The organism is Candidatus Microbacterium colombiense, assembly GCA_029203165.1.
In the GTDB taxonomy this organism is placed as follows: Bacteria; Actinomycetota; Actinomycetes; order Actinomycetales; family Microbacteriaceae; genus Microbacterium; species Microbacterium colombiense.
Window position 1 is genome coordinate 780,554 of record CP119308.1, and the last position, 13,513, is coordinate 794,066.

Genomic DNA, 13,513 nt, shown 5'->3' on the forward strand with positions numbered 1-13,513 from the left:
GGCTCTGGTGTGCTGCCTGCTGCCTGCCTGCTGAGTGCTCGAGTTGACACCTGTTGTCGGAATGAGCGCGTGATTCCGGCATGAGGTGCCAACTTCGTATGGGGCGAGGGCGAGGCGAGAGCGAGCAGCTCAGCCCGCGTGCACTTCGTCACCGATGCGGATGATGCCGCCGGCATCCTGATCTGACTCCGCCCAGCCCGGGAGCAATAGGCGGCCGAGCGTCGGTTCCTGCTGGTCGAACGCCGCGGTGAGGGTCTTGAGCACCTTCGCGTCGCGCACGCCGGTGTCGGGGTTGGCGTGCGTCGCGAGGCAGCGCACGATGGGACCGGCTCCGCGGAGTGTCACGTCACCGATGCGCACCTCGCCCGTCCAGTCGAGTTCCTCCCACGCCTCTACCCCGTCGATGATGACGTTCGAGCGGAAGCGCCGGTCGTCGATGCTGTGACCGAGGGCATCCGCCAATACGTCGACGCTCGCGCGGCTGTGCACCGAGACGTATCCGCGGGGACGATCCTGAAACCGCGGCGTCTCGCCGTCGCCGACCAGCACGAGCGGCAGTCGGCCGGGCCGTGCGAGGCGGCGGGCGTCCGGCGTCGTGAGCACGAAGTCGGTGACGGCCTGCGCCAACTGATCGCGCCCGTGCTCGTCGAGACCCGCCTCCACGAGCACGGAGCCGTCGTGCTCGATGCGCACACGCCCGGTCGCATCATCGAAGCTCGTGCGCAGCGAGGCGAGGGCGGGGAAGTCCTGGAGCGCGAGCCCCTTCGCCTTCGGCCAGTAGTCGAGGCCGTCGCGGTCCTCCGGGGTGGCGGCATCCGCGAACCGGAAGGCGAGCACGCGATCTCCGGCGACCTTCCCGTCCCGCAGCACCGTGAGGGAGTCGACGGACTCCGGGGTGAGTCCCTTGACGGGGTGACGATAGAGAGCGACGACGCGGGGCATGCACACATCCTCTCAGGGGAGCGGCGGAAGCATGCACCGACGCCAGGGCATGACGAAACCCCCGTGGGTCGCACGGGGGTGACGATCGATCAGGCGGCTAAGCCTTCTCTAGTTCGTCCTCATCTTCGTCGGCATAGTCATCTGCCCACTTGTCAACGTAGGCATCTTCGTCGGTCGGATGACCCAACTCGCGCTCGAGCGCAGAGTAGTTCACCGAAGGACTGAACGCCTTGAGTTCGCGGGCGATCTTGGTGTGTTTCGCCTTCTGACGGCCACGGCCCATGCGCGAGACCCCCTCACGAGTTAAGCTGCGGGCTGCGAGTGCCCGACGCATTTCACGACACCGGTTCGAGGCCGGTAAGAGTAGCATTCAGAATAGCACGCGGGTACGCCCCTCTGACTGACGCCAGGCTGGTGAAGGGAACGATCTTCATGACCGACAACACCTCCACACCCTCCGATGAGGCCGCGCAGAACGCCGCCCTGCAGAAAGCGGTGATCGTCGGCATCCAGCCGAATCACGAACCGCGGGTGATCGCCGAGGCTCTGCGCTTCGCCCGATTGCTCGGCGCTCCGCTCGTGGTCGTGCACGTCGACGTCACACGGTTCGTCACCTACGAAGACCCCGACGGCTACGTGCACTCGGCGCCCATCGACATCAACTTCGACGCGGGTGCGGCGGAGTTCGAAGCCGTGCAGGCCGCGGCAGCCGCAGCGCTGGACGATTCCGAGATCACCTGGACCGCGCGACAGCTGGTCGGTGACCCGGCCCTGGCCATCAAGCAGCTCGCGAACAAGCTCGATGCGCAGTTGATCGTCGTGGGTACGCGCAAGCAGGGGATCGGCGAGTCGATCCGCGAGTTCTTCACCGGGTCGGTGGCCGCGCGCCTCACGCATCGCCAGCATCGGTCGGTGCTCGTGGTACCACTCGGGGAGTCCGTGCCGGACTCGCAGAAGGAGATCTGGCCCGAGTAGGTCGCGCTCGGTTGTGGGTTCGGTAGTCGTTCGTTGCGCCGAAACCCCCGTCCAGCGTCGACGCCCCCTCACACAGACGTAACGGCGAGGGGGCGTCGATGATCAGAGGGGGCGTCGACCGGAGTCGTCCGGGTGCTCAGAGGCGGGAGAGCCCGGCGGTCACGGCGCGTGAGGCGTCGTCGAGCGCATGCTCGAGTTCGGTGACGAGGGATGCCGGCAGCGTGCCGCCCTTCGCCACGTGCGTGCGCAGGTCGGTGCGCACCTGGGCGCGGAAGGCGTTGATCAGCGCGTCCGCTCGGTGCACCTCTTCGCGGCTCACGACGCGCGCGTCGTCGGTGGCGGCGCGCGGACGGCTCTTCGCCGCGGTGCGCTCTCCGTGCTCGGCTGCGGCGAGGTCGGCGCGCAGCGACTTCATCGCATCCTGAACGCTCTGGCGCACCTCGTTCGCGATGAGGCGCACGGAGTCGGCGAGACCCGACTCGATGCCGGCCAGGTCGCCCTCGCGGGATTCCAGCTCGGCGCGGCCGGCGTCGGTGATCGCGTAGATCGTGGTGCGTCCATCGACGGTCTTCGTCACGAGGCCCTCTTCCTCGAGCTTCGCGAGGCGAGGGTAGATCGTGCCGGCGCTGGGTGTGTAGGTGCCGCCGGTGCGATCCGTGAGCGCCTGGATGATGCCGTAGCCATGCTGGGGCGCCTCGGCGAGCAGCGACAGCAGGTACAGGCGCAGGTCGCCGTGCGAGAAGACAGCCGGGGTCATGATTCCCACTCCGCATCGTTCGTGATCGAGGCCGGGGTGCGGCGCAGCACGGTCACCGCGCCGGAGACGGAGTTCGCGCGCAGGTCGACGAATCGGCCGGCGAGCTCGCCCGTGGATCCGCTGTAGTTGCTGGGTCCGGACGAGCTGCGCTCGACCCCGTCGATCAGCAGGTGCCCGCTGAGCGAGCGGATGACGTAGTTCGCGGCGAGGGACTCGTCGAGCCGCACGGTGGTGCTGCCCGAGACGGAGTTCACGGTGATGATGTTCACGTCGCCCGCGGCATCCACCAGCGTGGCGCCCGAGACGATGTCGACCGTGGCCTTGCGTACGGTGCCTGTGACGGCGACGTCGCCCGACACGCTGTTCGCGTTGATCGAGCCGGTCAGCCCGCGCACCTGCACGTCGCCCGAGACCGAGTTGACGGTGAGGTCGCCGATCAGGGTGTCGACGATGATGTCGCCCGAGACGGTGTTGAGACGGGCGTCATTGCGGATGCCGGAGACGAGTGCTCCGGCGCTCACGACGCCGAGTGTGAGAGCGATCGCGCGGGGAACAGCGACGCTCACCTCGGCGCGGGGGCCACCGGAGCCGAAGTTGCGGAACACTTCGAGGAAGTTGTCCCATCCCAGCTGCGGGTGGTCGATCTCGACCTCGCCGTCGTGGGATTCCACGCGGAGGTCCTTGGTGGTGACGCCGTGCACCTCGATACGGATGCCGGGTTCGTCGTGCGCGATGATGTCGACCTGACCGCCCACGAGGCCCACCTTGAGTCGGGTGACGGATTCGATGTCGATGACGCGTTCCTCGCCGGGGGCGATGAGCCACTTCTCGGTCATGTCTGCTTCTCCTGGTTTGACGGTCACGATATATCGTGTCTGAGAAGCGTAACACGATATATCTCGATGTTGTCAATGGGGTCGAATCTGGGAAGAGATTTGGGTCGTCGACAACGCTTACTGGACCGCGTCGATCTCCCCGGGGGTGGCATTCTTCACCCCGGACAGCGAGAACAACATCCCCTCGCAGGTGATCACCTCGTACGACGCCGTCGGTCGCACGCTCAAGACCGTGCTCAACGGCTCGGGGACGATGCGTAGCCAGACCGTCATCGGCTATCCGGGTGCGGAGCGGGTCGACACGACGCCGCCCGACGGCGGTACCGCGACGAGCGTTTTCACCAACTCGCTCGGGCAGAAGTCGAAGTTGGTCCAATATCTGAATGGTGCGGTTTCGGGCACGGGGCAGCCGTGGAGTTTCGCCTACGACGGCGCTGGGCGTAACACGTCGATGACTGATCCGGCGGGCAACGAGTGGACCTGGACGTTCGATCTTCTCGGCAACCGGGTGGCGCAGAACGATGCCGATTCCGGTGTTTCCACCGCGACCTATGACCTCGGCGGCAACATGACGTCGACCACCGATGCACGCGGAAAGACGGTGACGACTACCTACGACGAACTCAACCGCAAGAAGGCGATCTACGCAGGCGGCACGACAGGAGCCCTGCTCTCGTCATGGACGTATGACAGCGTGTCGAAGGGGCGCGTCACGTCGTCGTCGTCGTATGTCGGATCAACGGCAGGAGTCCCTGGGGCGGCATACACGACCACGGTCGGGTCATACGACCTCGCGGGCAACCCCACCGATACGACGGTCTCGATTCCTTCGGGAGCGCCAGCGTTCGGCGGTACGTCATACAAGGTGACGTCGTACTACAACGCTGATTCATCATTGCAAGCCAAGGCAGTGCCCGCGATCGGAGGCTTGCCGGCTGAGAACATCCGGTACGCCTATGACGCCTGGGGACGGCTTGGTACCGTGCGCGGAGCGACGATGGTGCTCGGGGGTACGGACTACTCGCCGATCGGGCAGCTCGCGCAACTCGTTCGCTACAACGGGACCAACAGCGCATACTCCACGTATGGCTACGACCCGGCCACGGGAGCGGTGCTCGCGATCAAGGACAACGCCGTGTTCGGTGGCTTGGGCCACTATGTGGCCGACCGGTCGTTCACGCGCGACGCAGCAGGAAATGTGACGTCGTCGACTGCGTCAGCCACACATCCGCAGACACAGACGCAGAAGACCTGCTACTCGTATGACGGCTTGCGGCAGTTGACGCAAGCCTGGACGCCGAACGCGTCGACGTCGTGTTCGCAGGCGGCATCTGCGGCGACCATGGGGGGCCCGGCGCCGATGTGGACGGACTACGCGTACGACACGCAGACCGGCAACCGCACGAGTGCGACCTCGCACTCGGCGATGGGAACCGTTTCGACGCGAGAGTACGAGTATGCGGCGGCGGGCGAGCCGCGGCCACATGCGGTCGAGGAGATCGTGGGGGCAGCAGGTCAGGGGTCTGGATCTTATGGATACGACGAGTCGGGCAATCAGATCTCTCGTCCGGGTCAGACGGTGACGTTCAACACGTTGGGCAAGGTGTCGAAGGTGGTGGCCGGCTCTGAGGAGCAGAACAATGTCTACGACGTGGACGGCAATCTGCTGTTGCGGGTGTCGTCGTCGGACGGTGCGACGTTGTTCCTTGGCGATACCACTGTGTCGCAGGCAATCGGGTCGACGGTGGTGGAAGGCTTCCGGTCGTACTCTGGTGCGGAGGGGAAGCCGGTGGCGCAGCGTTCGGCGAAGTCGGGCACTGCGGGTAGCTCGTTGACCTGGTTGTTCACGAACTTGGAGGGCACGGTGGATGTGCAGTCGGACGCGGTGAGTGGTGTGACGGTGCAGCAGTACCGTGATCCGTTCGGCGCGCCGATCGCGAACGGCCCACAGGCGTGGGCGGATGGTTCCGGGTATATGAACAAGCAGGTTGCGGAAGCGACGGCGTTGACAAATGTCGGGGCTCGCACGTATGACCCCGCGATCGGCAAGTTCCTCTCCGTTGATCCGGTGATCGATACGAACCTCCCGCAGCAGAACACGGGGTACGCGTACTCAGGCAACAATCCGACCACGTACACCGACCCGACGGGACTGCGACTCGACCAAGGGTGTGGCTGGGGTGTCAACTGCACCAAGAAGGGAGGAGTGAGTGCCCCGACGTCGAAGCAGGGCCCGAGCGCGAAGGGGACCATACCGAGCGGAGGCAACGGTCCGACCAACAGGTGGAAGGGCATGATGCCGCACGGGAGATGGGTGAGTGAGCCCAGCCAAGAGTGGAAGGACAAGACTCAAAATGCACTAATTAATAGCCAACTTGCTTATCTCATCAAGAATTATCCGTCGCAAACACAGCGATGGTATGACGCTTATGCGGATCCCAAACTGAGGGTGAAATTGAATGCAGCTCTTGACGATGAAGTGGCAAAGATTCTGAAGAACTCGGGAATAGGATGCTCGGCCACAGCGCCGGGTCTGAACGTTTGCAGTAGCAATTGGCCCTTCCGCGGAGGGACAACTTTTGGAGAACACTTTATCTCGGGGCAGGATTCGGAAGTTATCAAGAACTTGCCCAGTCTGTTGGAGCACGAACAGATGCACTCAGCGCAGTGGGCAGGGTATGGAATGGACTTCCCTGAACTGTATATGCGCTTTGAGGCGGAGTCGGTGAGTATTGGACTCGGCGAAGCCTGCGGAAATTTCTTCGAATACTCAGCGGGATTGAAAAACGGGTTCTACAAATGTTGAAAGAGCGCACGAAGCGCGCAATCTTTTCTTGTGTCGCCGGAATCACAGCATTGGGGCTGGCCTCATGCTCTCCGGTCCCGAACCTGCCAGTTGATCAGCCGCTCTCGCTTTCAGTGATTCAGAAGACCGCGCAGCTTACTTGGTGCTCGAGCGAATCGACCTTGACCAGGGTGGTGGTGGTTGCCGCGGCCGGCGAGAGTGCAGACGACAAGATAGTCATCGTGCGAGAGCCTGGTATCGAAATGTCATTTGGGGAATACATGACCGTGCTGACCATAGAAGACTTCGATGAAGCGGGGAAGAACGTCACGCCCCGAAATCTGGAACGAATATCGGTCGGAGTTGAGTACACGGATGTCGACGGAAGCGAGGGCGCGTTTTCGGTGAGATTCGATTTCGATGACAGCCACAACTTTCTTCGATGGATTGATGGTGACTGGGGCTGGCCGACTGGAGAGTTTTCTACACAACGCTGCGGAATGCCTAGCGCTCGTTGACATTTCGTCACCAGCTCGCCTTGGGGCGTAGTTACTATCGATGCAGTGAATACATGCGGCAGTGGCATCTAGAAGGAGAATCGTGTCAATCGGAGAAACAATCTCATGGTGCGGTGTGGGTTCGCTTCTGGTCGTCGTGATCCTCGCCCTTGACCTCATGATCAGCGGAGGGCTCGCATGGGAGAGGGTGTCGCAGACTCACTTTCTCGAGCTGCGGGACGATGTATTCGCGGCAGCCATCGGCATATTCTTGACGCTGGCCGCTGCCATGCTCGTACACAGATGGAGTCCTGCCATGTCAAAATGGGCAACACGGATTTGGGCCGTCGCGGGGACGCTAGGCTCTTTTTCGGCCGTGTTCATTTGGTTCAATAGAGCGCACGAGGCCTATGGTGTGAGTACTGAAGTCGGCAGTCGCCTCACCGCCGTCTTTGCAATTCTTGGCCCGGTGCTTTCCTTTGGCTCATTCCTGTACCTGATACTGCACGCATTGATCGAGCGGCGCGCTCGGCCGGGACTGCGTGGTAGATAAACGGCGCTATCCTGCGCGATCCTGACTGAGTCTTCCCAGCACACGCCCGGTCCATTTTGCAGGTTGATCAGGAGTACCTATGGACAAAGATGCTGACGTGGTGAAGACGTGCGGCGGGCGACGTATGGCATTCCTTCTGGTGCTTTTGCTACTCCTCGGTGGTTTCGCGACGGGTGTCATCCTGATGGTCAATAGATCTGCTGATGGGCTCACCGACGATGAGGTGATCGGTGAGTGGGTTTTGATCAATTCTGCTGAATCCTTGCGATTCGTGATCGAAAGTGACGGATCCTTCGAATCCACAGACTGGCCCCTCTCCCTAGGATGCGTGGCCGAAAACTGGCCTCAGACTGAAAATGAGATCGATTGGTCGAATAGGGGGCAGTTGCGGGGCCAGTGGGGCTTCGATGCGTTGAGTCAGCGTTCGCTCACCGTGAGGCCACTGGACGCGTGTTCCTCGTTCGAACTTGTGGGTTCGCCTATACTCGGGGACGAAACGCTACGTATCCAGCTGGATCTCGCGGAAGAGCCGACCCAATCGCTGGTATTTCACCGCGAATGACTCGCGGCGGAAGGCGGGGAGTTTTTCGCAGGCATACGCGCTCCTCTCCCGCTGACCCGGGCGTGGCCACCTGAACTTGCGGACGGGGACCGAGGGATGAGACGCAACATGGTGAACAGATTCACCCGACTGACACTGTGCGCGATGATGATCATGCTGGGGTTTGGGTTGACGGCATGTGACGATGTCCCATCCCATGGTGACTTCGAGATGGGATTCGACGGTTCCAAGATTCTCATTGGAAGTTGTTTCAGGGCGTCAGTCACGGAGGTGAGCGTGAGCGAATACGTGCGGGAACCGGGCGAGTCCAGTTCACGACGAGTGTGGGAAGCCGCAGGCGAGACCGAACTAAAAGTGGGTGAACCCCTTGTCGTCGGAGGGGATAACCTCGGCCTCCGCAATGATCTGTTTATCGATCCAGCTCCACGCCCGGGAATTCAATATAACGTGCTATTCAACGACGTGCCTCAGCTACCAGAAATAGGTGAACCCCGGGCTTGGTTCGAACTGAACGCGTAGCCGATAATTGGAATGCGACCTCCAGCGACGAGTATTGTCACCGCATGCGAATTCCTCTGACAGTTTGGAGCCAAGTGAAACGATACCGATGGGCTATCGCTTCAGGAGTGGTGCTCGCCGTCGCGGCGTCTGCGGTGACGATCCTGGTCAATCAGCCGAGTGTCCTCGCTCGAACGGTGGACTTTCCAGCGACCTGGATCACGTCGCAGTCCTCCAGCGAGTTCCCGCTCGGTGAGGTGCGCGTCACACTGAAGGAAGGTGGGCGAGCAGAGCTTGTCAACTATCCGATCGGTTCGGTTGATGGCGCTCAGCGTCAAGCGTGTCTGCGGCCCGGAACGCAGACCTATAGCGGAAGTGCCCAATGGGAGCTTGACGGTGACCGGACCGTCCTCCTTCGCGCTTCAGGTGGCGAGGGAGTGCTTGCTGCGACACCGGGACGTTTCGACTCCTTCGAGTGGGGGAGCGCGATCGTTCCGCTCTGCGCCCACGGCGTCGCAAGCTTCGTTCTCGACTCATCGCGGCGAGGATGAGGAAGGGGAACATGCATTGACTCGGACTGCGATCAGTTTCATGCACGACGCCGCGCCACCGAGCACGAGTCGCCACAGGCGCCAATTGTCCGCGGCAGTTATCGTCTGTGCGGTCATGTCGTCATGTTCGTCGTGCTTCTTCGTTCCGAGCGTTCCGGCGAATGCCCCGGTGTCGATGCGTGTGATCGACGGTCAGCCTGAGTTCACGTGGTGTGGCGAAGAAGTTGTGCTCTCGAAGATTCAGGTCTTCTATGCCGAGGAGGGTTCTTCTGGATCCACACTTGTGCTGGAAGGTGAAGGTACGCGCACGCTGGAGACTGGTGATCAGTTTTCGGAATCACTCCTTTCGAGCGAATGGGTGTTGGACCGGAATTATGGCGAGGTCGAGGAGCGGAAGGTAAATTCGGTCGGTCTGAACATCTACTTCGATCAAGAAGCGGGTGCCCCTCGAGGGACACTTCTGGCCAAGTTTGATTCGAGGTCGGAGGAATCCGTGCTCGAGTCCTCTGAGCGGTATTGGGTTTGGGCAAATGGGGAGACGTCGGAACGGCCATGCGGGATGTCCGTCCGATGATCGACGTGGCGCGGCCGGCTGAGTTCTCAGGCGGTGACGAGGGATGAGACGCAACATGGTGAGGAGATTCACCCGACTGACACTGTGCGCGACGATGATCATGCTGGGGCTTGGGCTGACGGCGTGTGACGACGTCCTCCTCCACGGTGACTTTGAAATGGGATTTGACGGTTCCAAGATTCTCATCGTTAGTTGTTTCAGTGCGTTAGTGACCGAGGTGAGCGTGAGCGAATACGTACGAGAACCGGGCGAGTCCAGTTCGCGACGAGTGTGGGAAGCCTCAGGAGAGACCGAACTAAAAGCAGGCGAACCCCTTGTCGTCGGAGGGGATAACCTCGGCCTCCGCAATGATCTCTCTGTCGATCCAGCTCCACGCGCGGGAATTCAATATCACGTTCTGTTCAACGACATGCCTGGAAGCATTTCGTCGGCGCGCTTCTCTTGGCCGGCAGAAGGGGTCTCCGTAGGTCACTGGCTAACCACGCGGGGCGAGATCAACGAAATACCGTGCCTCAGCAACCAGACATAGGTGAATCCAGGGCTCGCATCGATGTGGACGTTCAAGCGCTCCTGCCTGAGCCCTCACATCACACCCCCGCCCCACCGAGCACGATCCGCTCGTTCCACCTGCGCGCCGAGGCGACCATCGCGCGGCCGTCGCCGAACACCGGCAGCAGGAAGACGGCGTGCCCGAGATACCAGACGTGCAGGAGCAGCTGCGGCACCGTCACCCACAGCACGAGTCCGATCGCGATGCAGCAGGCCGGGCCGAGGGCCGCGGCGACGAAGGCATCGCGGCCGCGGATCGAGCCGTGCGGGGTGATCGAGAGGCGCAGCAGGTTGCGCTCCACCGTGACCGCGGAGACGCCGCGTGCATTCATGAGCCCGACGGCGTGCCCGAGCTCGTGGACGGCGAACGATGCCCACAGCCCGAGGGCGTCGTGCGCGAGCAGGAACAGGGCGGCGAGGCCGATTGCCGGCTGATCGGTCGCGAGCGCGAAGACCAGCGTCACGATCGCGAGGGTGACGAAGACCAGACGCACCGGCCAGGCGGCGGGGAGAAGCCACCTGAGGCCGGTGCGTGGTCCGACGGTGCGGACGGTTCTCGACCACACGTCAGTCTGCGTCGGCGAGAAGCTGCCTCTTCCGCTCGAGAAGCTGATCGAACACCGCGAACACGGCGAGCATGAGGAGCGTGATCACGACGACCGAGATCACGAGGGGGAGCGGATCGTTGAGGCCTGCTCCGAGCTGGGTCGCTCCGCCCGCGCTCTGCTTCACCTCGACGAACACGGAATCGAAGAAGCCGAGTCGGCGGCCCTCGGTGGATCCGCCCGAGAACATCAGCCAGATGGCCGTGATGATCGCCGTTCCTGCGGTGACGACGAGCGCGACGACGGCGCTTCCGACGGTCCTAAACAACCACTTCATGACGTGAGGTCCTTTCGATCTTGCGCATTCCGTTGATGGAGAGTGCGACGGCGGTGAGGGTGAGCAGAATCATCACGGCGACGTTGAACCAGTCCGGCAGCCCCAGCAGGTTCGTGCCGAGCATGATCGTGCCGGTCACGAGGCCCGCGACGGCGACCCCCGCGATCACGGAGAACGGGTTGCCCTTCTCGGGCGGGAAGGCGATGCCGGCGAGGGTGAGCACGACGATGTTCGAGACGCAGAATGCGACGACGACGAGGATCTCGTCCCACCGTGCTCCGGTCAGAGCGGAGAGGATGCCGGTAGGCACGGCCAACACGAGGAGCATGAGCAGTTGCGGACCGAGCAGCAGCAGGTACTGCAGGGATGCTGTGTGGCGCCTCGGACCGGAGGTGCGCAGCGGCTCGGTCGCCACATAGGCATAGACGGCCTGCACCGTCACGGCCACGAGCAGGAACGGCGGAAGCCGCACCTGCGCGATGAACAGCGCATACGAGCCCGCGAACACGATGCCGCACACCGTGATGGTCTCGATGGCCCTGAGGTGCGCGGCGACGTAGGCGCCGAACTCCGACGAGCCGAACAGGCGGGGCAGCGCCACGAAGCGTCGCGTCGGGTCGAACTGGCGGGGAGCCGTCGCGCACACCGCCACCACGAGCACAGCGACCACGACGAGCCACGATGCCGTCGCGGCGATGGGCCCGTGCGCGGCGGCGATGTCGGCGAACAGCAGCTGGATCGCGAAGTAGTCGTCGCCCTGACCGGCGGCGGCGAACAGCACCGGCTCCGACTGCGCCGAGACGCCGACATAGACGGCGACGAGCGTGGCGGCGAGCACCACGGGCACCAGGAAGGCGCGCAGGCGGGCGAGCCGCAGGCGCAACAGGAGCCGCTCGAGCGCGAAGTAGTACACGCTCGCCAGGAGATAGCAGGCGACCGTCGGCATGACCAGGCACGTCACGATGTCGCCCAGGATGCCGACCCCGCCGATCCAGATCGTGCCGGTGACGACAGCACCGAGCGTGACGGCGACACCGATGCCCACGAGCAATGCCTCGAAGAGCAGGAAGCCGAGGGTGCGCGCACGGTTGGTCAGCGGGAACGAGAAGGTGAGTTCGACCAGATCGCTCGACTTCATGAACAGCACGCGCACGACCGTGAAGATTGTCAGCACCCACAGCGGCGTCGACGTTCCGACGACCCGCAGAAGTGGCGACAGCATCGCCGGGTCGGCGATGAGCTGACGGAGCGTGACCACGCCGAAGGCGCAGAAGGCGCAGAAGGCGACGACCGCCGCGATACCCAGGGACCAGCGGAACATCGGGATCTGCAGCACGCCCTTGCGGAAGATGCGCCGCACGACGAAGAGCGAGAGGAACCGCGACAACTCCAGCGAGGGCCGCATCGCGGTGCCCAGGGCGCTGCCTGCGGCGATGCTCACGGTGTTGCTCGCGGACGGGAGAGGGCGATCGCGTGCTTCGTCAGAGCATCCACCGATCCGAAGTCGTCGCGGATGCGGTCCAGGGGCAGGTCGAACGAGATCTCTCCGCGGCACAGCACGATCACGCGGTCGCACACCGCTTCGAGCAGACGGAAGTCGTGGCTGCACAGCAGAAGGGCACGGGAGTCCCCGATCTCGCGGGCGTCGTTCTCGAACTCGTAGAGCGAATCGACGTCGACACCGTTCAGCGTCTCGTCGATGATCGTCAGTGGCCGGTCGAGCAGCAGGCTCGCGATGACCTGGATCTTCTTGCGCATGCCGTGCGAGTAGTCCTCGATGAGGTCGAACTGACGAGCATCCATCTGATAGCGCGCGAACAGGTCGTCCATCCGCGCCTCATCGGGGCGGCGGTGGTAGAGGCGGTGCATCAGATCGATGTACTCGCGCCCCGTCAGGAACTGCGGCAGGTAGTCGTTGCTCGCGGTGTAGGCGAGCTTCTCGCGCGACACCCGCACCTGATGCGAGCGGCCTGCGATGCGGATACTGCCCGTGCCGATCTGCAGCAGATCGGCCGTCAACCGGATGAGCGTGGATTTGCCCGATCCGTTCGGTCCGACGAGCCCCACGCGTTCGCCTCGGTGGACGGCGAACGACACGTCACGCAGGGCCGTTGCACGCCGCGAGTAGGCGAACGACACCTCCGAGACGTCGAGCAGGATGCGGGGGTCGCGGTCTCGGGCGTCACCTCCGTGCATCGTCGACGATGCACGGAGGACCCGAGGGGCTAGACGCATTCGATCCAGACCGAGACGCCGCTCTTGCCCCACTTCCAGTTGCCGGTGAAGCGGCGTCCTCCGTTCGAGAAGAAGCACCACAGCGCCAGCGCCGCCAGGAATGCCACCCCGAACACGAGGATCGCCGCGATCACCACCAGCCACCATGCGTCCAGGCGCAGGATCGCGTCGTCGAGAGCATCCTGCGCGCGACGTCGCATGAGCGTCGGTTCGATTGTCGCCATCAGGGACATGAATCACCTCCGGTTTTCATTGGGAGCTCCGATCGTGACATGGATCCTGCGCAGTTAATGCCCCCGCATGTAGGGGAAGTGTAG

15 protein-coding genes are annotated in these 13,513 nt (G+C 63.2%); 6 read left to right on the forward strand and 9 right to left on the reverse strand.

The features are described 5' to 3' along the window. Positions 1 to 129: 129 nt before the first annotated feature. Together P0Y60_03815 and P0Y60_03820 are read right to left on the reverse strand one after the other, a co-directional pair. Complete coding sequence (locus tag P0Y60_03815; GenBank protein WEK61892.1) at positions 130 to 942, reverse strand: MOSC domain-containing protein; 813 nt, start codon at positions 940 to 942, stop codon at positions 130 to 132. A 97-nt stretch (positions 943 to 1,039) separates the two neighbouring features. Continuing rightward, complete coding sequence (locus tag P0Y60_03820) at positions 1,040 to 1,225, reverse strand: DUF3073 domain-containing protein (GenBank protein ID WEK61893.1); 186 nt, start codon at positions 1,223 to 1,225, stop codon at positions 1,040 to 1,042. A gap of 149 nt (positions 1,226 to 1,374) precedes the next feature. On the opposite strand from P0Y60_03820, the gene P0Y60_03825 reads away from it, so the two are divergent. After that, positions 1,375 to 1,917 (forward strand): universal stress protein, encoded by a 543-nt coding sequence (locus P0Y60_03825; GenBank protein WEK61894.1) that lies wholly within the window; start codon positions 1,375 to 1,377, stop codon positions 1,915 to 1,917. Between the two features lie 136 nt (positions 1,918 to 2,053). On the opposite strand, the gene P0Y60_03830 is transcribed toward P0Y60_03825, so the two are convergent. Both P0Y60_03830 and P0Y60_03835 read right to left on the reverse strand, forming a co-directional pair. Beyond that, positions 2,054 to 2,674 carry a PadR family transcriptional regulator gene (locus P0Y60_03830; GenBank protein ID WEK61895.1) on the reverse strand — a complete coding sequence of 207 codons (621 nt, stop codon included), beginning with the start codon at positions 2,672 to 2,674 and terminating at the stop codon, positions 2,054 to 2,056. Further along, on the reverse strand, positions 2,671 to 3,510 hold the full coding sequence (locus tag P0Y60_03835; GenBank protein WEK61896.1) for a DUF4097 family beta strand repeat-containing protein: 840 nt from the start codon (positions 3,508 to 3,510) through the stop codon (positions 2,671 to 2,673). The genes P0Y60_03830 and P0Y60_03835 overlap by 4 nt, the downstream gene beginning before the upstream one ends. Positions 3,511 to 3,655: 145 nt before the next feature. Here P0Y60_03835 and P0Y60_03840 point away from each other — a divergent pair, with 145 nt between their 5' ends. The 5 genes from P0Y60_03840 (at position 3,656) to P0Y60_03860 (ending at position 9,530) form a co-directional block, all read left to right on the forward strand. Further along, positions 3,656 to 6,316 carry a hypothetical protein gene (locus P0Y60_03840; GenBank protein WEK61897.1) on the forward strand — a complete coding sequence of 887 codons (2,661 nt, stop codon included), beginning with the start codon at positions 3,656 to 3,658 and terminating at the stop codon, positions 6,314 to 6,316. Next, positions 6,310 to 6,813: a hypothetical protein gene (locus tag P0Y60_03845; protein ID WEK61898.1), complete on the forward strand. Its 504-nt coding sequence runs from the start codon at positions 6,310 to 6,312 to the stop codon at positions 6,811 to 6,813. The genes P0Y60_03840 and P0Y60_03845 overlap by 7 nt, the downstream gene beginning before the upstream one ends. Positions 6,814 to 7,424: 611 nt before the next feature. After that, on the forward strand, positions 7,425 to 7,907 hold the full coding sequence (locus tag P0Y60_03850; protein ID WEK61899.1) for a hypothetical protein: 483 nt from the start codon (positions 7,425 to 7,427) through the stop codon (positions 7,905 to 7,907). Positions 7,908 to 8,051: 144 nt separating this feature from the next. After that, entirely contained in the window at positions 8,052 to 8,426 is a 375-nt protein-coding gene (locus P0Y60_03855) for a hypothetical protein (GenBank protein WEK61900.1), read from the forward strand. A gap of 699 nt (positions 8,427 to 9,125) precedes the next feature. After that, positions 9,126 to 9,530, forward strand: a complete 405-nt coding sequence (locus tag P0Y60_03860; GenBank protein WEK61901.1) for a hypothetical protein — start codon at positions 9,126 to 9,128, stop codon at positions 9,528 to 9,530. Positions 9,531 to 10,117: 587 nt separating this feature from the next. Here the strand turns inward: P0Y60_03860 and P0Y60_03865 are convergent. Genes P0Y60_03865 through P0Y60_03885 form a run of 5 tightly spaced genes read right to left on the reverse strand, consistent with a single transcriptional unit; the run spans position 10,118 to position 13,420 of the window. Next, positions 10,118 to 10,645: a hypothetical protein gene (locus tag P0Y60_03865; protein ID WEK61902.1), complete on the reverse strand. Its 528-nt coding sequence runs from the start codon at positions 10,643 to 10,645 to the stop codon at positions 10,118 to 10,120. 1 nt (position 10,646) lies between these two features. Further along, a complete protein-coding gene (locus P0Y60_03870; protein ID WEK61903.1) occupies positions 10,647 to 10,961 on the reverse strand; it encodes a hypothetical protein in 315 nt (104 codons plus the stop codon). Beyond that, positions 10,945 to 12,402: a hypothetical protein gene (locus tag P0Y60_03875; protein ID WEK61904.1), complete on the reverse strand. Its 1,458-nt coding sequence runs from the start codon at positions 12,400 to 12,402 to the stop codon at positions 10,945 to 10,947. The genes P0Y60_03870 and P0Y60_03875 overlap by 17 nt, the downstream gene beginning before the upstream one ends. Further along, positions 12,399 to 13,157 carry an ABC transporter ATP-binding protein gene (locus P0Y60_03880; GenBank protein WEK61905.1) on the reverse strand — a complete coding sequence of 253 codons (759 nt, stop codon included), beginning with the start codon at positions 13,155 to 13,157 and terminating at the stop codon, positions 12,399 to 12,401. Before P0Y60_03880 ends, P0Y60_03875 begins: the two co-directional genes overlap by 4 nt. Before the next feature lie 29 nt (positions 13,158 to 13,186). After that, a complete protein-coding gene (locus P0Y60_03885) occupies positions 13,187 to 13,420 on the reverse strand; it encodes a hypothetical protein (protein ID WEK61906.1) in 234 nt (77 codons plus the stop codon). Positions 13,421 to 13,513 lie beyond the last annotated feature (93 nt).